This is a genomic window from Pseudoalteromonas sp. D15MCD-2 (assembly GCF_038562745.1).
Classification (GTDB): Bacteria; Pseudomonadota; Gammaproteobacteria; order Enterobacterales; family Alteromonadaceae; genus Pseudoalteromonas.
This window is the reverse complement of record NZ_JBCFQE010000001.1, coordinates 2189181-2211576: the sequence shown is the minus strand read 5'-3', so window position 1 is coordinate 2211576 and position 22396 is coordinate 2189181. Positions and strand designations below refer to the sequence as shown.

Genomic DNA, 22396 nt, shown 5'->3' with positions numbered 1-22396 from the left:
GGGGTTTTGTGAATGCGGTTAAAGCTGTATTTAAGCACTCTGCTGTTTGTAGTTTTATTAAGTGTTTCGGCTAATGCACAAGATACGTTTGTCTACACCGACGCCGTGGCTGATCAAAATCTTCATGATGTCGGTGAAGTGTTTACGGCAAATGATAATATGTTTCCGCAATCGGTTGCTGCGATTGATGCTTGGCGAGCAAGCAAAAAACCGCAATCTCGAATAAGCTCGGTTGGCGGTAGTTATTGGTTAATTGTTGAAATTGAAAATTTAAGTGATATCGAAGATTTAGTTCTCTATCCGTATAACACCTTGGTTTCGAAAATAGAAAGCCGCATATACGATATAACTGATCCAACTGCCCCGATACAGCACTTTGTAACCGGTGGGGTCGAGCCGAATCAATTTGCTTTTCACTATGGTAATCGCTTATCTCTTGAAAAAGGTAAGCACTATACGCTTATCACTTATTTTGAGAGTGACTACTTTTATACTCCCGCAAAGCTGGTATTAACGCCTTATCAAGATTATTTTCAAAACATAACCATTGAAAATATGATCATGATGCTTTGCTTTGGGGTGGGGATTGCACTTGGTTTATATAACTTATTAATTTACTTGGTTTCTCGTGATGTCACACACCTTTACTACGCGCTATTTACTGCATCCTGGGTGTTTGCTTGGAGCCATTTTTTCCATATTTCTGATCAGCTTTTTGGTTACTATAATCCTCATCTTCACTGGCTCGGCTTTGCCCTCACACCCTTAACCAATATTCTGTTTTACAACAACTTACTTAAACTCAAAGAAACATTTCCGAAACTGGCGCAATTATCCCTGACGGTGGGTGTAATCGCTACTCTGGGTATTCCGTTTTGTATTTTATGGCCAAGCTTTGGTTTTTATTGGTCAACGTTAGTAACTGGTGTTGCTTTATGTTTAGGCTTATACATAGGTATTCGCTGTATGCTCATTGGCTTTAAGCCAGCACGCTATTTTGTGCTGGCTTACATTGCCATGATGCTACCGAATATGGTCGGTAATTTAACTAATTTAGGCTTGCTGCCAGCTACCTCCATTAATTTATATTTATTGGGTTTGATAGGCACAGCCATGGACGCCATGTTGCTGGCGTTTGCTGTGGCCGATAAGTTTAGGCTGCTTCACGATGACAACGTAGAACTTAACAAAAATCTAGAAGAAAAAGTACATTTAAGAACCTTGGAGCTTGAAGAACTTGCCTCTGAGCTTCGCGATGCGAATGAAGCTAAAAGTCGCTTTTTAGCGAATATCAGTCATGAAATTCGTACCCCAATGACATCAATTATTGGCTATGCAGATGGCATTATGCTCGGGGACATTAAGCCTCATGAGCGCAACCATGGGATTGGCGTTATATTGCAAAATAGCCGCCATGTTCTTGGATTAATAAACGATATTCTCGATATGTCGAAGATTGAAGCCAACAAGCTAGAAATAGATTTAGTCGAAACAGACTTGTTTGCCACGATTGCCAATATTGAGTCACTTATTGGCAAGCAAATCCGTGATAAGGGCTTAAAGTTCAGTGTTGATTATCAGTTCCCGTTGCCAGACTACCTAATTACCGATCCGAGTCGTTTAAGGCAAATTTTATTAAACCTAACAACCAACGCCCTTAAGTTCACTCAAGTGGGGCGTATAACTTTAACGGTGAGCTGTCATAACGATAAGTTGTCGATAAGCGTAAAAGACACTGGTATTGGCATGACAGACAAAGAGCAACAAGCCCTGTTTAGTGCCTTTTATCAAGCGGATTCAAGTATTTCTAGGCAATATGGTGGCACGGGTCTTGGCCTTAATATTTCAAAGAGCCTTGCGCAGAAATTGGATGGGGATATTAGCGTTAAAAGTAATGTCGGCTCTGGCAGTGAGTTTATTTTCACTATGTCGGTGTATACCACAGATAACACACGTTGGCTTAATGATATGAGCGAAGTGAAGCTCGTTGAAACCTCACCGTTTAGTAAGCTTGATGCACCAGAGAACTTAAAGGGCAGAGTATTACTTGCCGAAGACCACCCAGACAACCGACGCTTAATTGCGCGAATATTAGAGCGTATGGGGCTGACAGTGACTACCGTTGAAAATGGTAAAGACGCAGTGCAAGCAACCCTCGAAGACAGCTTTGACCTTATTTTACTCGATATTCAAATGCCGATTATGGACGGTCAAGAAGCATTAAAAATGATGCAAGCAACGGGAGTGAGTGCGCCAATCATTGCACTGACAGCGAATACCATGAAGCATGAAATTGCCCGTTATATGAAGCAAGGCTTCAATGATTTAATCGCTAAACCAATTGATAGAAACGCGTTTAGCCATAAAATTGCCAGTTACTTAGATTGCGATGAGTTAGCCGATATCAAATTACCTGAAAAAGAGTTTCAGGCGCTTAAAGATGACTACATAAAAGGTCTTGAAGAACAATATAGAGAAATGCGCGAGCAATACAAAAAGATGGACATTGATGGCTTAAGCAGAAATGTTCATATGCTTAAAGGCGCTGCGAACATGTTCGAATGTGAAACGCTTTATGTTAAAGCGGTTGCCGTTGATGCTGCGCTTAAAAAAGATACCGTCACGCTCGATACGCAGCTTATTGCATCCTTATTTTGTGCCATGCAAGACGAGATAACCAAGGTAACGCATTGATTGCTTGAATAGCGGCTATTTCTTTGTGAGCACAGACAAATTAGCTATTTCTTGATATTAATATTATTAAAACACCTTGCTGGGAAGGCATGATGCAGTATCAACATATTTCAGTACCCTCGAATGGCGCGCAAATTACTATCGATAGTAAGGGTCAATGGCATATTCCTGATAACCCGGTTATTGCTTACATTGAAGGCGATGGTGTTGGTCAAGATATCAGCCCGGTGATGCGAGATATTGTTGATGCTGCAGTGAATCATGCTTATCAAGGCGATAAACAAATACATTGGATGGAAGTGTTCAATGGCGAAAAAGCAGCTGCGCTATACGATGGCGACTGGTTCCCGCAAGAAACCCTGCATGCGGTTAGGCAGTATAAAATTGCCATAAAAGGGCCATTAACAACCCCCCTCGGCGGTGGTTTTCGCTCTTTAAATGTAGCCCTTCGTCATGAGATGGATTTATTCGTTAACATGCGGCCTATTCGCAGTTATCCGCATTTACCATCCCCCTTAAAAGAGCCTGAAAAAACTCAAATCACAGTAATACGCGACAGCTCTGAAGATGTTTACTCAGGCATTGAGTGGCAGGCTGGCAGTATCGATAACGAGCGTATGCTTGATTTTCTGTGCCAAGAAATGGGTGTCACCCGACTTCGTTTTGATAACCAATGCGGTATTGGTATTAAAAATAGCTCGAAAGAGGCGGCAGAGCGACTAATGCGTTACGCCCTAAACTTTGCCCTCAAAGAGCACAGTGAATCACTGACTGTGGTGCACAAAGGCAATGTACTTAAATTTACCGATGGCGCCTTTAAACGCTGGGCATTTGCCCTAGCAGAGCAAGAGTTTAACGCTGTAGCGCATGAAAATGGTCGTTGGTTAGTGATCAAACGTGACGATCAAGATGATTTAATTATCAAAGAAGTCATTGCCGATAACATGCTACAACAAGCGCTGCTCACCCCAGAGCAATTTGATGTGGTGGTAACAACCAATCAAAACGGCGATTACTTAGCTGATATGCTAACCGCACAAGTCGGTGGGGTAGGTATTATGCCTGCGGCAAACTTAAATAATGAAGTGGCCTTTTTTGAACCGACTCATGGCACATTTAATCGCATAGCTGGGAAAGACAGTGCAAATCCAACAAGCAGTATTTTAAGTGCGGTTATGATGCTACGTTTTATGGGCTGGCACGAAGCGGCGAATAAAATAGAAAAAGCCCTAGAGCAGACGCTTAGCGCAAATGAAATGACGTTTGATTTGGCTAACCTAGTAGCCGATGCGACGATGCTTAGTTGCAGTGATTTTGCAACAAGCATCATCGCGCGAATAAGTAACTCAAATTATGAACCATATTAAGCGGCATTGGCGCTTTTAACTGCGTAGACACATGGTTTACCTGTTAACTGTGCTGCACGTTGGTAAATGTGCTCTGCACCTGGCTCATTGCTTGTCATGCCTGTTAATGTATCCATTAACGCAACCACTAAAATAGCTGGTACTTGGCAGCAGTATTCATCTAACACTGCAGTTGTTGTTTGTGCATCAACATGACAGTGCGGGTGAGTACGTACTGTGCTATACGCTTTTAACAGTGTCTCTGCTTGTAAAACATCATCATCTTGATGTTTGGTTTTACGGCATTGGCAACCAAACTCATCAACCATTGTTGCCAGTGTTTGGTAAATCTCATCGCAGGCTAAATCGCTTTTTTTACAAAGCTGCTGCTCGATGAATGAGTGTAATTGACCATTGATGTAAAGGCCGTCCTGTTGAGTGAATTGCGCTGAAGTTTCCATAATCATTTTCTCTTTGTTTATGTGCTTAACTTCACTCTAGCCCTTCACTCATTATTAATGAAATTGTTGTTTTCAATAACTGATATTGATTTTATCAATATTATACTGTTTTTAACGATCAGCCACGGTACTGGCAAAGGTAAGTAGCTCTCTACGCAGCCACTGATGCGGGTTTGCGTGATGTAGCAAAGGGCTCCATAACATTTTTACTTCAATAGGCACGATTTGAAATGGCACTGGACTTATTACCAAATCAGTGTGTTTTGCTAATAACATGGCTTGGCGACGGGGCAGTGTTGCTATGAGTTGAGGTGATTGGCAAAGTAGGCTCGCCACCATGTAATGGCGGGTGAATACGCGAATATTGCGGGTTTGTTCTAGTTGCCATAATGCCTCATCGACCCAGCCGAGTTTTTGGCTGCCTGATTTATTTGTTACTGCCGCTTCTACGCCCCAACCAGCCCGATTCACCCAAATGTGTTCTTGAGCAAGGTAGCCTTCGAGGTTTTGCTGTTGTAAGTAAGAGTTGTCTGGGTGTGTTAAGCAGCAGTAATTGTCGCGCCACACACTCGCCTGGTGGAATGAGCGGGGCAGGCCGTTAAAGCGATTAATGGCAAGGTCGATGGTGCCTTTTTCCATATCTTGAAGGTTAACATCGCTTGGGCTCAAAATATCAAAATTAAGCCCCGGATTTTTTGCTAGCTGCTGGGTGATAAACGGCGCAATAAGCGTTGATTCAAGATAGTCGTTTGCCATGATCCGAAACGTAATATTCGCGGTGCTCGGGTCGAATACCTCACTTGGCTGAGTAATTTCCTCAGCCATTTTTAACAGTGATTCTATTTCAGGTTTAAGGCTGAGCGCTTTTGCCGTTGGCGTCATTGTGCCAGCGGCTCTCACTAATAATGGATCATCAAATAAATCACGCAAACGTTTAAGGGCATTACTCATTGCAGGTTGAGTCAAAGCTAGTTTATTGGCGGCTTTAGACACACTTTGTTCGTCAATGAGGACATTTAAATACACTAATAGGTTGAGGTCGACGTGCCTAATATTCATTTGATCAATCTTATTTATTATCTTTATTAATTACCTAAATTAAAGCGCGCTTGCTATTGTGTGTAAACAAGGCGACTAAAATAATCAGCATAAGCGATAAAAATAATGCCACAGCAAAGTTCACATTTGGCTGTTAAATCACACAGCGAACAGTTAAATCAGGTCGTAGCGACTAAGCTTGCCCGTGCGGTGTATGCTGGCTTTGAGGCTATGTTTGCAGAGTTTTTAAATATTACCCTCGGTGCACAAAGTCGTTTTGAACAGCGCCAGTGGCATCAAGTTCAAGGGGCTATGAAATCGCGATTGCAAGTTTACGAAGGGCAAGTAAAAAAGGTAAGCCAAGCGGTAAAAATTATTGCTTATAGCGAAGTAGACGACCCAGCGCTTTGGTTATTAGCCAAACAAATATACGCAGAAATGGTGCAAAGCCATGAAAACCAGCCTATTGCTCATACCTTTTTTAACTCAACCTTCGGTGCAATTTGGGACTCACGAAAAATCCGCAATGTGCACTTGTTTGTACTAAAAGCACGATATCAACTGGGGCCAAGACCCTTTGATTCATTGGTTAGCCGCATTTCCCTGCAAAATGGCTTTGAAAGTGCGATTAGTAGCTTGATCAAGCGCCATGTATTTCGGTCACAATACGCTGATTTTACTGATGATGTTGCCATGTTACAGCGTACCTTGATTGCTGGAGCGAAACAACAATGCCCACAAGTTTATGAGCTGCTTGCTCTCAACGATGGCTATATTGAATACGCTAATTCATTGTTTTTCAGAAATAAAGCGTGCTACATCATAGGTCGTTGTATTGCTAAAAATGGCGATAACATGCCATTTGCGATTGCGCTATTAAACAGTGAAAAAGGTCTTCACATTGATGCTGTGATGATGGGAGCTGATCAACTCAGCTTGTTGTTTGGCTTTGCGCGTACTTATTTTATGGTCGACACTGACCAACCCGCCCGATATGTTGATTACCTCAGTGTTTTAATGCCTCATAAGCAACGTTTTGAGCTGTTTAATGCCATAGGCTTTATCAAACACGCGAAAACCGAGTTTTATCGTTATAAAGTTGATACCACCCGTAATAGTCCCGTTGACGATAAATACACACTTGCGCCGGGTACGCCGGGCATGGTGATGCTGGTATTTACCACCCCAGGCTCAGATTATGTGTACAAGGTAATAAAGGACAAATTTAGTGCGCCAAAAACGGCCACCAAACAACAAGTAATGGCTAAGTACGACTTTGTTAAACAAGCCGACCGAGTAGGCCGGCTAGTTGATACCCACGAATTTCGTTATTTAGCGTTTGATTTAAGCCGATTTAGTGATGAGCTTATACAAATAATGCAGCAGCAAATTGGCGATAGCTTAGTGATCTCGGGTAATGCACTTATTTTGCGCCATGTTTATGTAGAGCGAAAAATGACGCCGCTTAATTTGTATATAAACGACTGTGATGAGCGAAAACTGCAGCAAGTAATGGTTGATTACGGTAAAGCGATAAAAGAGCTTGCGGGGGCTAATATTTTCCCCGGTGATATGCTGATGAAAAACTTTGGTGTAACCCGTTGGGGAAGAGTGGTGTTTTATGACTACGATGAAATTTGTCCGATGACAGAGTGTCAATTTAGAGAGCTGCCAAAAACCGATGACTCATTAGATGAGCTCAGCAGCGAAAGCTACTTTGATATCGCAGAAAACGACGTATTTCCGAGCCAGTTTAAAGTATTTTTTAGCGCTAATAAGCGAGCGTTTGATCACTTCAATGCTGCACATCAAGATATTTTCACTGCCACGATGTGGCAGCAATTACAAACTGCGATAAACGATGGGCAATTGCTTGATGTTTATCCTTATAAGCAGTCTTGGCGCTTTTCGTCGATGAGAGCTCAAGTGAAAAAATCTCAACCTATAACTGTTTAATAGGAACATAGTGTTAGCGTATGCTATTGAAAAAATTGCTAAGGAACGCACTATGAAAAACACACTGTTATTATCGAGTTTATTTATTTCGTCTATGGTAAGCGCCAATCCGTTATTAGGTAGCTGGCAATTTGTTGAAGGCAAATATGCAACCAATGACGGCTATGTGACGGCAAAAGCGCCAGAAATTACCTCTGTTAAACTGATTACACCCAGTCATTTTAGCTATATCACCCAAAAGCAAGGCAACTTTCATTATGCTGGTGGCGGCAAATATGTTTTGCAAGACCAGCAATTTATCGAAACTTTTTCCTATGGTAATGTACCTTCACTACTTGGTAAGACCATGGCATTTGATTACAAAATAAAAGGTGACTTGTGGCACCACACCTTGTATGAAAATGGCAAATTAGTCGAAGCTGAGATCTGGCAACGAATTAAATAGAAGGTGATATGCGTTATATTAAGCACGAAGACTCACAGTTACATTTTGCGCAAACAGATAAACCAGCCCTAAAAGATAACGAAGTTCTTATTGCTGTTGCAGCAATTGGCGTTAATCGGGCAGATTGTTTACAGCGACAAGGTAAATATCCTGCGCCCAAAGGTGACAGTGAAATTCTAGGGTTAGAATGCGCCGGTACCATTGTTGAGCAAGGCAGTGCAGTATCGGGAGATTGGCTTAATAAACGCGTTTTTGCCTTGTGTGCGGGCGGTGCTTACAGCGAGTATGTTGCCGTTGATGCTGCGCAAGTGATGCCTTTACCAGATGAAATGACAATGGCCCAAGGCGCTGCTATCAGTGAAGTATACTTAACGGCTTTTTCTGCCTTATTTCAATTTGGTCAGCTCAAAGCGGGGCAAACGGCACTGATCCATGCGGGAGCTAGTGGTGTCGGTGGGGCGGCAATTCAAATGGCAAAACGCGCGGGTGCTCAAGTAGTGATAACCGCAGGCAGCGATGAAAAGTGTGAGCATGCCAAACAGCTTGGTGCAGACCACACCATTAATTATAAAACCACTGATTTTGTAGAGTACTTCAAAGCCAATAATTTACAGGCCAATACCATTGTTGATCCTGTCTCAGGAAGCTATTTAAATAAAAATGCTGCCGTTGCAGCAATGGATTGCCAAATTGTGATGTTAGCCTTTTTAGATGCGCGCTTTGCTGAGGTTGACTTTGCAAGGCTGCTTAGCAAACGTATTTCCTTTCATGCATCAACTTTGCGTAATCGTTCAATTGAGTTTAAACGTCATTTAAAAGAGCAGTTTATTTCGCGCTTTTATGATGACTTGGCCAACGGGCTGTTCGATTGCAATATCTATAAAACCTTAAATTGGCAAGAAGCGAATGAGGCTCACCGTATTTTAGATAACAACGAAAACTCGGGAAAAGTGGTGATGTTAGTTGAATAACATCAATTTGCCCATATTATTGGTTTTATTAGTAGTTAAAAGTAAAGGTTAATATGAACCCTATTATTGCAATGCTCAAAGAGCACAATGTAAGTGACGAGAAAGTGCGTGAGCTGTTTCAAGCGTTTATGGAAAACCCAATGATGGCAATGGGTCTAGTCCAACAGTTAGGTATCCCACCAGAAAAGCTTCAACAATTGATGGCATTAGTGATGACGCAGCCACACCTTATTAAAGAAGCGGCTGAATCAGTGGGTATCAGTGATGATGAAGTTGAGCAAGCCAAAGCGCAGTTCAAAAATCAGCAGTCATAAAATTAAATGATACGAATTTAAAAAAGGTTAGCTCTTTGGCTAACCTTTTTTGTTAATTACTGATACGAAAACACGTCGTCTAGTTTCTTATCAAACAGTTGAGCAATCTTAAAAGCCACCTCGAGCGAGGGTGAATATTTACCTTTTTCAATTGCTACTATAGTTTGCCTTGAAACGCCAACTGCCTCTGCCAATGCTTGCTGAGTCATTTCGTTGTGATGAAATCGAAGTTCCCGAATAGTATTACTGAGCTGTTTTGTCATCTAGCTGTCTCTTCGATATAAATACGCTTTGCTGGCAATAGTAATAATTTCACTGGCTAAAAAACCAATAATAAGAAAGTGCATAATATTATATAGATCAGAGACCTCAGGTAACAGCATGCGTCCAGATACGCGCTCAATTTGCGTCGCTAAAAATACACACATTAAGATAGTTGCAGAGCAGAACCAGTGACCAAGCTTGGTGCTTTTTAGCTCAATGAGCTTATCACGCTCATCATCCCCTAAGTCTGCTTCTTTGTGTTTAATGCCTGCAAGCACAGATTGCATAATGATCTCTAAGATCACCGCAACCACGACAACCTTATACAAATAAGACACCATAGTATCTTGGCTAAGATCACCTGCAGCTTGTAGTGAATTAATGCCTAACAGGTAATAGCTTAAAAGGCCTATGGTTACCACCAAGGTGCCCCAAATTGTCATTTCTTTGTAGCTCATTTTCTTCCACCCCGTGTAAAGAATATTTGACTTGGTGTTAAGTAAACTACTCATTGCTCGATATGTCAAATATTTTTAACACCATGTATGGTATTTTTATCATTGACGTATTTCGTTACATTTAGTTGAGAACTAATTCCTACCGCACAGACTCCTAATGAAACAAACAACAAATTAGGAACGAATATGAACTGGCTTTTAAAGGTATGGAAAAATAACCGCTCATTGATTTTATTTATCTGCTTGATGAGTGTGTTCAGAAGTGCAGTGGCTGATTGGTATGAAGTGCCAACAGGTTCTATGAATCCGACCATCGTTGAAGGGGACCGTATTTTAACGGATAAAATGGCTTATGATCTGCGTGTGCCATTTAGTCATATTTCGCTAATGCGCACAGATGAGCCAAAAGCCGGTGATATTATTGTATTTGATTCTAAGGCTGCAAATAATCGTTTAATAAAGCGTGTTATTGGCGTGCCGGGCGATACAGTGACTTTAGTCGATAATAAATTGATCATAAACGGTAAAGCGCTTGATTATGCATTAACTGATAATGATCATGAGCAGCAAACACTGATTGAAAACCTTGCCGGTGTTCAGCACGCTATTGTGGTATCAAAAACGCCCTCGGTGATGCAGCATTTTGCCCCTGTCGCTATTCCAAAGGATATGTATTTAGCGATGGGCGATAATCGCGATCACAGTGCAGACTCGCGAGTGATTGGTTTAGTGCCTCGCAGTGAGTTATTAGGCAAAGCGAAAAGAGTCATAGTGTCACTTGATTATGATGATTATTACTTACCTCGAAAAGAGCGACTCTTGCATGATTTGTACTTAGCACCCTAGATAAAAATCGTACAAAATTGGCAATTTATAATTTTATGTTTCAATATTAACGACATAAAAATAATAAGCCAAAAGGTAAAGTATGATAAATGATAAGTTTGCGAGATTAATTCGATCTTTTTTGTTACTCGTCTTTTCGATCAGTCTGGTTGCATGTGGTTCGAGCTCAAAAAACGAATCTACAAAAGTTGATGACACTAACAGCTCAACACCGGATACAGGTGTTGAGCTTGTCGATAACAGTGGTAGTGCTGACTATAAAATTATTATTTATGGCAATAGCCATAGTGCTAGATTAGGGGATTTGCTTGAACAGCTTATTTCCAGTGAGCTAACCAACGCTCAAGTTTCAACTCTTACCATCAGTGGTCGTTTTTTAGATGAAATAGTGAACACTTCGGGCAATATTGAAAAGCTACAGCAAGCCAATTGGAGCCATGCTATTTTTCAAGGTCAAAAGTATTCTCAGTCTGGCTCTGTTAATTATTCTACAAGTGAGGCTGAGCGTTTAATTGCCAGTGCAAAAGAGCTGGAAATTACACCTATTTTGTTTCCTGAGCATCCACAGCGAGGTGACAGCAAAGAAGGGGAGCTTGTCTATCAATTACATTTGTCGATTAGCGAAAAAGAGGCAAGTTGTGTTGCACCAATCGGCTTAGTTTGGGATAAAGCAATCGCTGCATTACCTGAGCTTAATTTTTACAGTGCAGATGGCAATCATGCTTCAGATGCAGGGCACTTACTGACCGCGATGACTTTTTATGAAGTCATAACAGGTGAGCTTGCAGATACCCTAGCTTACAATGCTGCTTTTGCTATTACCGAACAACAACACCAGCAGTTTGGGCAAATAATTACTCAAGTACTGACTGAGTATCCTGCATGCCCAAGCTCATAAGCTAACAACATTATCTAAAGCATTCATTAAATACAAAAAAACCGTTGTGTCTGAAACACAACGGTTTTTTATATTAACTTGCAATTGTGTAATTACATTACACGCATGCCAGGCTCTGAGCCTTCATCTGGGTTTAGAATATAAATTTCTTTACCGCCAGGACCTGCCGCTAATACCATGCCTTCAGACATACCGAAACGCATCTTACGAGGCTTAAGGTTCGCTACCATTACCGTTAGCTTGCCTTCGATATCTTCTGGTGCATATGCCGATTTAATACCTGCGAATACTTGGCGCGTTTCGCCACCTAAATCTAAGGTTAGTTTTAATAGCTTATCTGCGCCTTCAACGTGTTCTGCTTTAGCAATTTTTGCTACGCGTAAATCAACTTTCGCAAAATCATCAAATTCGATTTCTGGGCTGATTGGCTCTTTTGCTAGTGGGCTGTTTGGATCAATCTTGTCTTTTTCAGCAACTAGGCTTTCTTTTGATTCTTCAATCATTTTATTTACTTTATCCATTTCAACACGTTGCATTAACGGTTTGAACTTATTAATTGCGTGACCAACAAGCGCTGTTTGCGCGCCTTGCCATGTTAAACCGTCGTTTAAGAAGGCTTCAACGTTTGCAGCCATACCTGGAAGAACAGGTTTTAAGTAAGTTATAAGTATACGGAACATATTTAAGCCAAGTGAACAAACATCGTGTGTTTCTTGTTGTTTTGTTTCGTCTTTAATCAATACCCAAGGCGCTTTAGCGTCGATAAATTGGTTTGCTTTATCAGCAAGTGCCATGATTTCACGAATTGCACGGCTGTAATCACGGTTTTCATAGTGATTTGCGATGCTTGCAGAAGCTGCTTGGAACTCACCTAATAGTGCTTCGTCCATTACGGTGTCGCTAAGCTTACCGTCAAACTTCTTGGTGATGAAGCTTGCACAACGGCTTGCGATGTTAACTACTTTACCTACTAAGTCTGAGTTAACACGTAGTGCAAAGTCTTCAAGGTTTAAATCAAGGTCAGTGATGCCGTTGTTTAATTTTGCCGCGTAGTAATAACGAAGATATTCAGGATCTAGGTTATCAAGGTAAGTACGCGCCTTAACAAAAGTGCCTTTTGATTTAGACATCTTCGCGCCATTCACAGTCACAAAACCATGGGCAAAAACGTTTGTTGGCTTTCTGAATTTTGCACCATCTAACATTGCCGGCCAGAATAAGCTGTGGAAGTAGATGATGTCTTTACCAATGAAGTGGTAAAGCTCTGCATCTGAGTCTTCGCTCCAGAATGCATCAAAATCAATCCCTTTTTTATCACACAGGTTTTTAAAGCTCGCCATGTAGCCAATAGGTGCGTCTAACCACACGTAAAAGTATTTACCCGGTGCACCTGGGATTTCAAAACCAAAGTAAGGTGCGTCACGGCTGATATCCCACTGCTGTAGGCCATCTGCAAACCATTCATCAAGCTTGTTCGCCATTTCTTGTTGAATCGTACCTGAGTGTAACCACTCTTTAAGCATGTCTTCAAAAGCAGGTAGGTCGAAGAAGTAATGCTCAGAATCTTTTAAGATTGGCTCAGCACCCGACATTACAGAGCGTGGGTTGATAAGCTCAGTTGGGCTGTATGTAGCACCACAAGAATCACAGCTGTCACCGTTTTGATCTTCTGACTTACACGTTGGGCAAGTACCCGTTACAAAGCGGTCTGGTAAGAAGATACCTTTCTCTGGGTCGAAAAGTTGAGAAATAGTATGCTTTTTAATGTGACCCGCTTCATTCAAACGGTTGTAGATTAACTCGCTGAAATGACGGTTTTCTTCACTGTGCGTGCTGTGATAGTTATCAAATTCAATGTTGAAATCAGCAAAATCGCGTTGACGTTCAACACTCACGTTTTTAACCATCTCTTCTGGCGTGATCCCTTGCTTTTGCGCATTAAGCATAATTGGTGTGCCGTGAGCATCATCCGCGCAAACGTAATAGGTTTCATGACCTTGTTGTTTTTGGAAACGCGCCCAAATATCAGTTTGGATATATTCTAGTAAATGACCTAAGTGAGTCGGGCCATTGGCATAAGGTAATGCGCTAGTAATCAGGATCTTTCGCTGTGCCATAATCATTCCGAATTGAGATTAGTTCGATGCAAATATGCTCGAATATCATTATTTAATTCATTGTGAGTTGCTCATAGACAACTCAAAGCAATGATATTATCTAATTGTCTGGTTTTAATGCCTTGAATGTTACATAATTCCGCAGCACTTTTCATCAAAGAAACGCTAATTTATTGCTATGTTTGGACTGTCAAAACTATTCTCAAGTAAATCGGCTGAAAAAGCACCTATCATTGCAGCCTTAGCCGCCTACCGTAGTAGCGCATTTGCCATTGGTATTGAGCAAGATTGGCTCGAAGAGCTTAATCAAAACAGCGATAAAAGCTGGCAGGTAAAACTAAGCCTACCTTTTGCTGGCGTGGGCGAAATCACTGAGATTGAAAAATTTGTCGCTGATAAACTATCAGTGCCTGTGTCAATTAGTGCTAAAGTGAAATTACCTAGCACATATAGTTTTAAGCAAATTAAACATATTGTGCTCGTTGCTTCAGGTAAGGGCGGCGTAGGAAAGTCAACTACGGCGGTGAATCTTGCCTCGGCTTTAGAACAAGAGGGTGCCAAAGTGGGTATTCTCGATGCTGATATTTATGGCCCGTCTATTCCATTGCTTCTAGGTCTACAAGGGGCAGAGCCGAAAACAGCAGATAATAAAAATTTACTTCCTTTTGAAGCGCATAACCTCAAGGCGCAATCGATCGGCTTTTTAGTGCCAAGTGATGACGCGACCGTTTGGCGCGGACCAATGGCATCGGGAGCACTTAATCAGTTAATGAACGAAACCGCTTGGGGTGAGCTTGATTATCTAATTGTTGATATGCCTCCAGGTACGGGCGATATTCAATTAACCATGAGCCAAAAAGTGCCAGCCAGTGGTGCAGTGATCATTACCACGCCTCAAGATTTAGCGCTAGCCGATGCGCAAAAGGGCATTGCTATGTTCAATAAAGTGAACGTACCTGTGCTTGGTTTAATTGAAAACATGAGCTACTTCTTATGTGGTCATTGTGGTAAGCCTAATCATGTATTTGGTAAAGATGGTGCCGTAAAATTAGCACATCGTCATGGTGTACCAGTGCTGGCTAATATTCCGCTGGCCATTGAAATTCGTGAAAGCTCGGAGCAGGGCGATTTAATTGCCACAGACAACGAGGCTCAAATAAGTGAAACCTACAAAACTGCAGCACGCGTGCTTGCTAGTAGCTTGTATTATCAACAGGCGCACACAAGCGCAGTTGAAATTGTCATTACTGAAGATTGATTGTTGCAAAGATTTTGTTAGTGGGTTTTTCTTGTTAACAAAATCCAGATTGATTATTTTGTACTAAATTTTGCTATCTAACCCCACTTTTAGTCGCATATAGCCTGCATTTTCGTGAAATATGTCGAAAAACAAAGTTGCAGTAAATGTTAATATTTTATTGACGTTTTAATAACCGTGACATACTCTAATGAAAGCGCTTACATTGTTAGGTCTTTTTATTTACCTGCCAATGTAAGCGCTTACAATTGACTGATTAAAACTATACTCTATATATATCAGTTGAGTACTAACAAACACATAATGTTAGGGTTCAATGCAATGAACAAATTCAAAACACACTTAACACAACTAGCAATGGCGCTTTCTGTAGTGACTTTAGCTGGCTGCGGTGGCTCTGCCACAGATACAAAAATAGATACTGTCGATCCAACTGAACCAGTTTCAGATTGGGTGATGGTTTGGGAAGATAACTTTGACGGCGATGCCATTGATGACAACAAATGGAATTTCGAAATAGACTGTGCAGGTGGCGGTAATAACGAAAAACAATGTTATACCGACAGTGAAGAAAACGCCTTTGTTGCAGACGGTATTCTTAATATCGTTGCATTGCCTGCAGAAGACGGTGCTGCAAAGCCTTATACATCTGCACGTATCAATACTCGCTACAAAGCCGATTTTAAATATGGCCGTTTTGAAGTAAGAGCAAAACTACCTAGCGGTCAAGGTTCTTGGCCGGCGTTTTGGATGATGCCAACCGACGAAGTTTACGGTGAGTGGCCTCGTTCAGGTGAAATCGACATTTTAGAATCAGTGAATTTAAAAGTCGAAAATGATGATGGCTTAGAGTCAAATATCTACGGCACGTTACATTATGGTCAAGCGTGGCCAAATAACGACAGTAGTGGTCAAGCGTACACCTTCGCGCAAGATTCAAATCCAGCCGATGATTTTCATACTTATGCTATTGAATGGCAAGAGGGTGAAATTCGTTGGTACGTAGATGACTATTTATATGCAACACAGCGCCAGTCAGAATTACTTTATAACGCTGACGGTGAAGCACTGGCTCTTAAACATAAGGGTTGGTACACAGAGTACTTTGATCAAACAACTGGTGAGTTAACAACTTTCTGGGACGCTGCGCCATTTAACCAAGAGTTTTATTTAATCTTAAACTTTGCTGTTGGCGGTGATTGGCCTGAAAATGTTAATGCCCTTGGTATTGATGCAACTGCATTCGAAAATGGTCAAACTTTTGAAGTTGACTATGTACGTGTTTATGAATGTGCTCAAGATCCAGACACAGGTAAAGGCTGTGAAACAGTTCGCCCAGGTTATGACAATTTAGAAGATGCACTAGTGCAAGGCGCAGCTCCTGCTCCAACGCCACCAAGTGATGGCACTGTTACGCCGCTGACTATTTTTGATAGCAGTTTTAACCCTAACTGGCCTGCATGGGACTGTTGTGGTGGCACAACGCCAGGGTTAGTTGAAGATGAAGACCGTGGTAATGTGGTTGAATTTAGTGTGGGTGCGGAACCTACTGTAAATGGCTTTATTAGCCGTGATGCCTTTATTACCGATGAAAACGGTGAAGCGTCACCTTATGATGCCAGTGCAATGTTAGAAGACGGCTATGTGACTTTTGATATGCAAGTAACGTCTTTACCATCAACGCCAGACGCACCTTGGTTATTTAAAATCGAAAGTGATGAAGGCGCGACAGCCGTTGAGCTAAACCTAAGTGCAAGTACAGAAGGTGTTAGCCCAGTTGCCGGTGAATGGCAAACTTATACCTTCCCACTGCAAACATTAGCTGATGCGGGCTTAAACGTATCACTGATTGATGTAATCATGATTTTCCCTGCATGGGGTCAAGGTGAGGGTGCTGTTTACCGTGTTGATAATGTTGAAATTACCAATGGCGGCACAACAACATTACCTTCATTAACTTTATTCACTGATGAAACTAATCTTGATTGGCCGCTATGGGATTGTTGTGGTGGTTCAACACCTGTTGAAGTAGTCGACGACGAAGAACATGGTGTTACTGCAGAGTTCTCTATTGGTGCAACTCCTACGGTAATGGGCTTTATTAACCGTACTTCATCTGGTGGCAGTGGTACGCAGTTTGACGCATCAGCATTGGTTGATGACGGCATGCTGCAGTTTGAGATGAAGATCACCTCTTTATCATCAACACCAGATGCGCCTTGGCTATTAAAAGTTGAGTCTAATGAAGGTGCAACAGCAGTAGAGGTTAACCTTAACACAAGCTCAGAAGGTGTTGACCCTGTTGCTGGTGAATGGCAAACATACACGTTCCCAATCAGTACTTTATTAAACGCAGGTTTAGATGTAAGTGCTATTGATGTAATCATGATTTTCCCTGCTTGGGGTCAAGGTGAAGGTGCAGTTTACCGTGTCGACAATGCTCGCATTTATGCACCAGAGCAAGAATCGGCAGCATCAGAGCTGACGCTGTTTGCCGAAAACGTGGCTGATCAGTGGAGCATTTGGGATTGTTGTGCTGGTAGCACGCCAACAGTCGAAACTGACGATGAAACTCATGGCTCTGTGGCAGAGTTTCAAATTGGTTCTACCGCTACGGTAATGGGGTTTTTAGCTGATGATGGCGTGAGCTTTGATGCATCACACTTATTATCTGAAGGTGTGGTTCGTTTTGAGATGAAGATAGTTTCAAACGCCAGCGACCAAGATGCTCAGTGGTTATTCAAAATTGAATCAAACGATGCAGGTCAAGCTGTGGAGCTTGCGTTGAGTGCAAGCCAAGAAGGTGTCGAGCCTGTGGTTGGTGAGTGGCAAACCTATACTTATACACTTGCCGATTTACTAAGTGCAGGTCTTGATATTAGTGCAATCGACGTTGTTATGGTGTTCCCGTCATGGGGTATGGGTGAAGGTGCGGTTTACCGTATTGATAATGCAGTTATTGCAAACCCGTAATTAACATTGGCAACAAGTGATGGGTGCTGATTACAGCACCCAGTATCCATGACAACATATTGCAAAAGCAGGTATATCATGAAAAGCACAAAATTTATTAAAACACCTCTTGCAGCGTCAGTTGCGATGATTTTAACCGCAGGGCTAGGCACTATGTCGGCTTATGCACAGGATGAGCAAGAGAAAGCTGATAACGATATTGAAGTTATCGAAATTAAAGGTATTCGTGGCAGTATGATCCGCGCCATGGATATGAAACGTGATGCAACAGGTGTTGTTGATGCGATTTCAGCAGAAGAGATGGGTAAATTCCCAGATACTAACTTAGCTGAATCATTACAGCGTATTACCGGTGTATCAGTGAGCCGTTCAAACGGCGAAGGTAGCGAAATTACGGTACGTGGTTTTGGCCCTGAGTTTAACCTAGTAATGTTGAATGGCCGTCAAATGCCAGGCACAGGTTATACACGTTCATACGCCCTTGAGAATATTGCCGCTGATGGTGTAAGTGCACTTGAAGTAGCGAAATCAGGTCAAGCTGATGTTCCAAGTGGTGGTCTAGGCGCTACTGTAAATATTATTACAACTCGCCCATTAAATAGCCCAGGCGAAAAGTTTAGCTCGTCTATTAAAGCTATTCATGACTCGTCAAATGAAAAAGGTGATGATGTAACGCCAGAGTTTTCAGCGATGTACAGCAATACCTATGCTGATGATACATTTGGTTTTGCGGCATCATTCTCTCATCAAGAACGTGATTTTCAACAGCAAAGTGCCAATATTCAAGGTTGGCAGGCCAATGTTGACTTACCAACCCTTGATGAAGGTGACTACATTGACCCACGTGCAGTAGATAGCGAAGGCAACCGTGTCGGTAATCATTTCTTCCCGAAAGACATGAACTACAGTATTGCTGATGTTGAACGTGAGCGTACTAATGGCCAAGTAACTTTACAGTACTCGCCAATTGAAAGCTTTACTGCAACGGTTGATTACACAGCAAGTCGTGCAATCACCGGTGTTGAAACTGCAGGTTGGGGTATTTGGAATGAGTTTGGCAGTAACATCAATAGTTATGAGCTTGATGAAAATGGCACAGCGCTTTATGCCGATATCAGTGGTAACGATGGCTCATTCACTGCAAGCCGTGCCACTACAGAAGTAAAAGCACGTTCAATTGGTTTAAACCTAGAATGGCAAATCAATGACCAGTGGGAAGTTGAGTTCGATTATCATGATTCGAAAAACGAAACAGATAACGGCGCAGATGATGGCTTAGGTTCTGATGGTCAAATCATTCTTGGCTCTGACCAGTTACAGAGCAAAGTATATGACTATCGCACTGGTGAGGTTCCGCATGCCTACGTTAATTGGAACAATGGTACTACAGTACTAGACCCAAGTGAGATAGATTCGAACTTCAGTCAGTTTATTTACTCGCCAGGTGAGTCTAATGTTGAGCAAGCACAGCTTCATGCAACCTGGTTCAATGAAAGCTTTGAAATTCCGCTTGTTAAAGTGAAATTCGGTGCTGCAAATACTAAGCAAACTATGGGTGGATTTACCGCTTGGAGTGGCTTACGTGGGGGCCCTGGTTTTAACCCTTCATTCACCGAAATCTTCCCAGATGGCATGTTCACTTATAATGATACTGGCGACATGCTAGACCAGTTCGCTGGTGGTGGTAGTGCCCTTGAGCCTAATTATTACTACACCTATAGCTTTGAAGAAGCGTTAGCTCGTCAACTTGCTTATTTAAATGAAGACTTATTGGGCGATAATCAATATTCGATTGACCCATTTTATGATGGTATCGACAGTGAAAGCTACGTAGAAGAGAAAACGCAAAGCTTTTATGTGAATAGCTTATGGGAGTTCGATGTAGCTAATTACTTCATACAGATTAACGCAGGTCTTCGTTATGAAGAAACTGATGTGACCAGTACGGTTCGTCAACGTGTTGAAAGTCAAGTTAATTGGGTAAGTGCATCTGAGTGGATCATGCAGTACGAAACTGGCGGTACAGATAACTTTTATCAAGAAGAAGGTAACTACGATATTTGGTTGCCGAACATTGACGTAAAAGTTGAAATTACAGACGAGCTTGTTGGTCGTGTTTCGTGGGGTAAAACCATGGCACGTGCGCCGCTGGGTAATTTGGCTGGTGGTCGTAGCTTAACGGGTAGCCCTAAACCAGGTTCGCGTACAGGTAGCCAAGGTAATACTAACCTATTGCCATTTGAATCAACTAACCTCGATTTATCACTTGAGTACTACTACGGCGAAGGCAGTTATGCGTCAGTTGGTTACTTCAAAAAAGACGTAGATAACTTTATTCAAACGCAAATCACTGAAACAACCATTGAAGGTCTATACGATATCTTAAATGGTCCTCGTTACCTTGAAGCTGTGGCATCTGTAGAAGCACGTGGCGAGCAGGCAACTAGTGACGCTGTGTTCAATGAAATGCTGGCATTAGGTTATGGTAATGCGGATGGTGCCATTGAACCAACGAGTTCTGACCCACTGATGGTATGGAACATTTCTCAGCCACAAAATACTGATAGCAAATCAGTTGATGGCTTTGAACTTGCAGTTCAGCACTTGTTTGGTGAAAGCGGTTTTGGTTTAGGGGTTAATGCTACGTTTGTTGATGGTGATGTTGAATTTGATGTAGCAAGTTTAACTCAGCAAGCTCCACTATCGGGTTTAAGTGATTCAGCGAACTTCCAAGCCTTCTATGATAAAGATGGCTTATCAGTAAAAGTGACTTACGCATGGCGTGACTCATACTTAATTGGTGTTGGTCAAGCGCAAGGTTCATCTGATGCGCCTCCACAATTTGGCGATACCTACGGTCAATGGGACTTAAGTGTTAACTACGACATCAACGAAAACATGACTGTTTTCTTTGAAGGTATAAACCTTAACAACGAAACTGAGCGTGGCTACGGTCGTTACGAAGAGCAGTTCTTATTTGCTCGTCAATACGGACCACGTTACACAATCGGTGCCCGATATAGCTTTTAATATGTGATCCCCAAAGGAACAAAAGCCGCTCAATGAGCGGCTTTTTTTATTTTAAATCTGATAATTAAGACGTTTTTAAAGAGGCTTCTTGCGATAAAGTAAGTAGCCAACAAAATAGCAAAAAATAGCAATACCAGGATTAATTAATAAATTAGGCATGAACACAATATCGGTTTCACCAAAACAGTAGAAGTAAAAGGCAATAGTGAGTAATGAAGGTAGCGGGAAAAAGAAAGTTTCGCTTGCAACTAAGCCCACCACCGACCAGCTAGTTACTAGAAGTGAACCGACAAAAACGAGAAAGCCATGCCATAAATCGTGCTTTTTAGCGTAGTTTTTGGCTATTAAAATTGCGACAACGCATGCTGGCAATGTTATTACGGATAAAATAACGTAATCCATAACAACTTATCCTCATTCTCCTTATAGTCGGGGCATTAAAACAAAAATCAGTACTTCAGATAAATCAGAAAACACTGATCTTATTACCTGAGATGGCTTATCTTATTTTATTGAGAATTATTCGCGCAACACGCTGATGATTTGTGTAATATATGGCACACTATAGCCACCCCATTTGGCTTTACTGATACACACTCGATTTTTGTTGTGTTTCAACTAGAGCTTAGCGTGTTTTTTCAACTTAAAATCATATGTTTAAGTTGTATTAGGTAGAATAATAAATGAGATTATCAGATACCCATATTCAGCAGTATATTGACGAAGGCCGCATTGTTATAGAGCCTACACCGAGTAAAGAAATGATTTCAGGTGTGACGGTAGACTTGCGGTTGGGCAACAAGTTTCGAGTTTTCCAAGATCATACCGCAGCCTATGTTGACTTAAGTGGTCCAAAAGATCAGTTAAATAAGGCGATGGAATCAATCATGAGTGATGAGATTGTGCTTGCTGAAGAAGAAGCATTTTTCCTCCACCCAGGTGAACTGGCACTGGCTATCACCCATGAAAAAGTCACATTACCAGCAGATATTGTTGGTTGGTTAGATGGTCGTTCATCGTTAGCACGTCTTGGTTTGATGGTTCATGTTACAGCACATCGTATTGATCCGGGTTGGTCTGGTAATATCGTGTTAGAGTTTTATAACTCAGGCAAATTGCCACTGGCGCTTCGCCCAATGATGAAAATTGGTGCCATGAGCTTTGAAACCATGACAAGCCCTGCTGAAAACCCATACAACGTTCGTAAAGACGCAAAATATAAAGATCAAAATTCGGCGGTTGCAAGTCGTATCAGTGATGATAATAAATAATTAGAGTTTGTGTGGCTTTCGGGCCACATAACATTTTGTTACTGAACTTTTTACCT

The 22396-nt window shown here is 41.7% G+C and carries 18 protein-coding genes; 12 read left to right on the top strand and 6 right to left on the bottom strand.

The window, feature by feature from the left end; all coding sequences use genetic code 11:
- Positions 1 to 12: 12 nt before the first annotated feature.
- The gene (locus AADY36_RS10095) at positions 13 to 2694 is read left to right on the top strand and encodes a 7TM diverse intracellular signaling domain-containing protein (RefSeq protein WP_342408938.1); all 2682 of its coding nucleotides are present in this window, start codon (positions 13 to 15) and stop codon (positions 2692 to 2694) included.
- Positions 2695 to 2786: 92 nt separating this feature from the next.
- The gene (icd, locus tag AADY36_RS10090) at positions 2787 to 4061 is read left to right on the top strand and encodes an NADP-dependent isocitrate dehydrogenase (RefSeq protein ID WP_342409273.1); all 1275 of its coding nucleotides are present in this window, start codon (positions 2787 to 2789) and stop codon (positions 4059 to 4061) included.
- On the opposite strand, the gene AADY36_RS10085 is transcribed toward icd, so the two are convergent.
- Together AADY36_RS10085 and AADY36_RS10080 are read right to left on the bottom strand one after the other, a co-directional pair.
- A complete protein-coding gene (locus AADY36_RS10085) occupies positions 4058 to 4501 on the bottom strand; it encodes a hypothetical protein (protein WP_054561244.1) in 444 nt (147 codons plus the stop codon). The genes icd and AADY36_RS10085 overlap by 4 nt on opposite strands.
- 111 nt (positions 4502 to 4612) lie before the next feature.
- A complete protein-coding gene (locus AADY36_RS10080; protein WP_342408937.1) occupies positions 4613 to 5560 on the bottom strand; it encodes a LysR family transcriptional regulator in 948 nt (315 codons plus the stop codon).
- A 105-nt stretch (positions 5561 to 5665) separates the two neighbouring features.
- Here AADY36_RS10080 and aceK point away from each other — a divergent pair, with 105 nt between their 5' ends.
- The 4 genes from aceK to AADY36_RS10060 are packed head-to-tail and all read left to right on the top strand — an operon-like array spanning position 5666 to position 9225.
- Positions 5666 to 7495: a bifunctional isocitrate dehydrogenase kinase/phosphatase gene (gene aceK / locus AADY36_RS10075; protein WP_342408936.1), complete on the top strand. Its 1830-nt coding sequence runs from the start codon at positions 5666 to 5668 to the stop codon at positions 7493 to 7495.
- A gap of 52 nt (positions 7496 to 7547) precedes the next feature.
- Positions 7548 to 7940 carry a hypothetical protein gene (locus tag AADY36_RS10070; RefSeq protein ID WP_054561986.1) on the top strand — a complete coding sequence of 131 codons (393 nt, stop codon included), beginning with the start codon at positions 7548 to 7550 and terminating at the stop codon, positions 7938 to 7940.
- An 8-nt stretch (positions 7941 to 7948) separates the two neighbouring features.
- A complete protein-coding gene (locus tag AADY36_RS10065; protein WP_054561247.1) occupies positions 7949 to 8911 on the top strand; it encodes a zinc-binding dehydrogenase in 963 nt (320 codons plus the stop codon).
- 53 nt (positions 8912 to 8964) lie between these two features.
- The gene (locus tag AADY36_RS10060) at positions 8965 to 9225 is read left to right on the top strand and encodes a DUF2999 family protein (protein WP_054561248.1); all 261 of its coding nucleotides are present in this window, start codon (positions 8965 to 8967) and stop codon (positions 9223 to 9225) included.
- Between the two features lie 56 nt (positions 9226 to 9281).
- Here AADY36_RS10060 and AADY36_RS10055 read toward each other — a convergent pair whose 3' ends face one another.
- On the bottom strand, positions 9282 to 9488 hold the full coding sequence (locus AADY36_RS10055) for a helix-turn-helix transcriptional regulator (RefSeq protein ID WP_054552938.1): 207 nt from the start codon (positions 9486 to 9488) through the stop codon (positions 9282 to 9284).
- The gene (locus AADY36_RS10050; protein ID WP_054561249.1) at positions 9489 to 9947 is read right to left on the bottom strand and encodes a hypothetical protein; all 459 of its coding nucleotides are present in this window, start codon (positions 9945 to 9947) and stop codon (positions 9489 to 9491) included.
- Between the two features lie 186 nt (positions 9948 to 10133).
- On the opposite strand from AADY36_RS10050, the gene lepB reads away from it, so the two are divergent.
- Both lepB and AADY36_RS10040 read left to right on the top strand, forming a co-directional pair.
- On the top strand, positions 10134 to 10793 hold the full coding sequence (lepB, locus tag AADY36_RS10045; protein ID WP_239964643.1) for a signal peptidase I: 660 nt from the start codon (positions 10134 to 10136) through the stop codon (positions 10791 to 10793).
- An 82-nt stretch (positions 10794 to 10875) separates the two neighbouring features.
- Complete coding sequence (locus AADY36_RS10040; RefSeq protein WP_239964645.1) at positions 10876 to 11691, top strand: hypothetical protein; 816 nt, start codon at positions 10876 to 10878, stop codon at positions 11689 to 11691.
- A 92-nt stretch (positions 11692 to 11783) separates the two neighbouring features.
- Here the strand turns inward: AADY36_RS10040 and metG are convergent, their stop codons facing one another.
- The gene (gene metG, locus AADY36_RS10035; RefSeq protein ID WP_239964646.1) at positions 11784 to 13808 is read right to left on the bottom strand and encodes a methionine--tRNA ligase; all 2025 of its coding nucleotides are present in this window, start codon (positions 13806 to 13808) and stop codon (positions 11784 to 11786) included.
- A gap of 178 nt (positions 13809 to 13986) precedes the next feature.
- Between metG and apbC the strand changes: the two genes are divergently transcribed.
- The 3 genes from apbC to AADY36_RS10020 all read left to right on the top strand — a co-directional run bounded on the left by apbC (position 13987) and on the right by AADY36_RS10020 (position 21069).
- Complete coding sequence (gene apbC, locus AADY36_RS10030; RefSeq protein WP_054561253.1) at positions 13987 to 15066, top strand: iron-sulfur cluster carrier protein ApbC; 1080 nt, start codon at positions 13987 to 13989, stop codon at positions 15064 to 15066.
- 321 nt (positions 15067 to 15387) lie between these two features.
- Entirely contained in the window at positions 15388 to 18039 is a 2652-nt protein-coding gene (locus AADY36_RS10025) for a glycoside hydrolase family 16 protein (protein ID WP_342408935.1), read from the top strand.
- A 78-nt stretch (positions 18040 to 18117) separates the two neighbouring features.
- A complete protein-coding gene (locus AADY36_RS10020) occupies positions 18118 to 21069 on the top strand; it encodes a TonB-dependent receptor (protein WP_054561254.1) in 2952 nt (983 codons plus the stop codon).
- A gap of 75 nt (positions 21070 to 21144) precedes the next feature.
- Here the strand turns inward: AADY36_RS10020 and AADY36_RS10015 are convergent, their stop codons facing one another.
- Positions 21145 to 21471: a hypothetical protein gene (locus AADY36_RS10015; protein ID WP_342408934.1), complete on the bottom strand. Its 327-nt coding sequence runs from the start codon at positions 21469 to 21471 to the stop codon at positions 21145 to 21147.
- Between the two features lie 281 nt (positions 21472 to 21752).
- On the opposite strand from AADY36_RS10015, the gene dcd reads away from it, so the two are divergent.
- Complete coding sequence (dcd, locus tag AADY36_RS10010; protein WP_055021131.1) at positions 21753 to 22340, top strand: dCTP deaminase; 588 nt, start codon at positions 21753 to 21755, stop codon at positions 22338 to 22340.
- Positions 22341 to 22396: the final 56 nt, after the last annotated feature.

What these genes read in the sequence shown, in the direction of transcription:
- icd (WP_342409273.1), top strand. Translation starts at nt 2,787, where the DNA reads ATGCAGTATCAACATATTTCAGTACCCTCGAATGGCGCGCAAATTACT.
- lepB (WP_239964643.1), top strand. Translation starts at nt 10,134, where the DNA reads ATGAACTGGCTTTTAAAGGTATGGAAAAATAACCGCTCATTGATTTTA.
- AADY36_RS10095 (WP_342408938.1), top strand. Translation starts at nt 13, where the DNA reads ATGCGGTTAAAGCTGTATTTAAGCACTCTGCTGTTTGTAGTTTTATTA.
- dcd (WP_055021131.1), top strand. Translation starts at nt 21,753, where the DNA reads ATGAGATTATCAGATACCCATATTCAGCAGTATATTGACGAAGGCCGC.
- AADY36_RS10065 (WP_054561247.1), top strand. Translation starts at nt 7,949, where the DNA reads ATGCGTTATATTAAGCACGAAGACTCACAGTTACATTTTGCGCAAACA.
- AADY36_RS10050 (WP_054561249.1), bottom strand. Translation starts at nt 9,947, where the DNA reads ATGAGCTACAAAGAAATGACAATTTGGGGCACCTTGGTGGTAACCATA.
- AADY36_RS10080 (WP_342408937.1), bottom strand. Translation starts at nt 5,560, where the DNA reads ATGAATATTAGGCACGTCGACCTCAACCTATTAGTGTATTTAAATGTC.
- AADY36_RS10020 (WP_054561254.1), top strand. Translation starts at nt 18,118, where the DNA reads ATGAAAAGCACAAAATTTATTAAAACACCTCTTGCAGCGTCAGTTGCG.
- aceK (WP_342408936.1), top strand. Translation starts at nt 5,666, where the DNA reads ATGCCACAGCAAAGTTCACATTTGGCTGTTAAATCACACAGCGAACAG.
- AADY36_RS10055 (WP_054552938.1), bottom strand. Translation starts at nt 9,488, where the DNA reads ATGACAAAACAGCTCAGTAATACTATTCGGGAACTTCGATTTCATCAC.
- AADY36_RS10025 (WP_342408935.1), top strand. Translation starts at nt 15,388, where the DNA reads ATGAACAAATTCAAAACACACTTAACACAACTAGCAATGGCGCTTTCT.
- AADY36_RS10085 (WP_054561244.1), bottom strand. Translation starts at nt 4,501, where the DNA reads ATGGAAACTTCAGCGCAATTCACTCAACAGGACGGCCTTTACATCAAT.
- AADY36_RS10015 (WP_342408934.1), bottom strand. Translation starts at nt 21,471, where the DNA reads ATGGATTACGTTATTTTATCCGTAATAACATTGCCAGCATGCGTTGTC.
- metG (WP_239964646.1), bottom strand. Translation starts at nt 13,808, where the DNA reads ATGGCACAGCGAAAGATCCTGATTACTAGCGCATTACCTTATGCCAAT.
- apbC (WP_054561253.1), top strand. Translation starts at nt 13,987, where the DNA reads ATGTTTGGACTGTCAAAACTATTCTCAAGTAAATCGGCTGAAAAAGCA.
- AADY36_RS10070 (WP_054561986.1), top strand. Translation starts at nt 7,548, where the DNA reads ATGAAAAACACACTGTTATTATCGAGTTTATTTATTTCGTCTATGGTA.
- AADY36_RS10060 (WP_054561248.1), top strand. Translation starts at nt 8,965, where the DNA reads ATGAACCCTATTATTGCAATGCTCAAAGAGCACAATGTAAGTGACGAG.
- AADY36_RS10040 (WP_239964645.1), top strand. Translation starts at nt 10,876, where the DNA reads ATGATAAATGATAAGTTTGCGAGATTAATTCGATCTTTTTTGTTACTC.